The sequence below is a fragment of the Cellulophaga sp. BC115SP genome (genome assembly GCF_009905545.1).
Taxonomy (GTDB): domain Bacteria; phylum Bacteroidota; class Bacteroidia; order Cytophagales; family Spirosomataceae; genus Flectobacillus; species Flectobacillus rivi.
In genome coordinates this window covers 1-1411 of the sequence record NZ_JAAALB010000138.1, presented here as the reverse complement: position 1 = coordinate 1411, position 1411 = coordinate 1, and the positions used below count along the sequence as shown (strand labels likewise).

Here is a 1411-nt window from a genome sequence, read left to right as displayed (position 1 = left end):
TTGTCCTTGCCTAAAATAGGTTGCCCTGAGTTTTAGCCAAGTTAAAGTAATCAAAATAGTAAAATAGTTTGATTTGGGTTTGTGTTTTTTGAATAATCACATGTCCAAATCGGCAAATTAGGTTTGTTTTCATTGTTTAGTTCTTTGATGTACTGTTCAAACGCAAAAGGTGTTAGTCCTTTCAGGGCTGCGTGTGGTCTTTGATAGTTGTATGTGTGAATAGCCGTTTTAAGCTCAGTTGCTAATTCGTCAAAATTTGTAATATTTTTATAGATTAGATACTGATTTTTAATCGTGCCATTCACTCTTTCAATATGAGCATTTTCGTAAACTTCATTACACATACTGATGCTAATTTCAGCTTCGTTTAAAATGCTAATATAGGTTTCACTGATGTACTGACTTCCTCTGTCTGAATGATGGATAAGCTCATGCTTGAACTTATTCTGTTTCCGAGTTTTCAATGCCATTTTTAAAGCAATGATGTTGTTTTCTGCTCTCATATTATCCGCAAGAGAATATCCAACGATAAAACGAGAATACACATCTAAAACAAAAACGATGTAGTAAAACCGATCATTTACTTTAAAATAGGTAATGTCACTCGTCCAGAGTTGGTTAATATCAGTGATAACTTTATCAACCAAAAGGTTTTTGTAACGACTGTAAGGACTTGAAAAAGTAGTCCTACAGAGGTTTCTATAGGCTTTTACTCGAAAGCCATAATAGAGTCCAATGCTAATAAAGGCATCTCGTCCGATTCCTTCTGGCTGATAATAGTCATACATAGTTCTCAGACCCATAGCAGGATGGATCTCCCTAATTTGGAGCATCAAGCCCACATAAAAACTTTCTTTTACCTGCCATTCTTCGATTCTACGGAGCATTTGATAATGTGCTTGTTTGGAAATACCACAAAGCGCATAAAGATGCTTCATCTGGTAAGAATGTTGGGTAATATTTTGGCGAAAGTACTCTAGTGTGTGGGTTTGAAACTTTTTTTTAGGTCGATATCGAGCTCCTTCGAAGCAATCTCAATGAGTTTAGACTGGTAGTCAATTTCCATTTGTTTTTGCCCTAAGATACGTTCGAGTTCAGCTACTTTTTTGAGTAGCTCCTGGGTTTTAGCTTCTTCGGAATCTTGTTGTACAATCATCTTAGTTCCTTTTTTGTAGTGGGAAGAATACTGGTAAATCCAGCGATAAACGCTTGTGCTACTTACATCCCACAATTTACAAAATTCGATAATACTAATCCTTTTGTTGAGAATGTCTTCGACTTTTTCTCGTTTGAACGACTCACTAAAAATACGACTTTGACGAATCTCGTATTTTGTACTTTTTCCAGTTTTAGATTTTGAAGTTGCCATCATTAGTTGATTTTTGAGGGCAACCTATTTTAGGCAAGGACA

The 1411-nt window shown here is 35.6% G+C and carries 2 protein-coding genes; both read right to left on the bottom strand.

The window, feature by feature from the left end:
- Positions 1-50: 50 nt before the first annotated feature.
- Entirely contained in the window at positions 51-959 is a 909-nt protein-coding gene (locus GVN22_RS27240; protein WP_370520495.1) for an IS3 family transposase, read from the bottom strand.
- Positions 960-976: 17 nt separating this feature from the next.
- Positions 977-1372, bottom strand: coding sequence for a transposase (locus GVN22_RS27235; protein ID WP_166554145.1), 396 nt, complete (start codon positions 1370-1372; stop codon positions 977-979).
- Between the last annotated feature and the right edge of the window lie 39 nt (positions 1373-1411).

What these genes read in the sequence shown, in the direction of transcription:
- GVN22_RS27235 (WP_166554145.1), bottom strand. Translation starts at nt 1,372, where the DNA reads ATGATGGCAACTTCAAAATCTAAAACTGGAAAAAGTACAAAATACGAG.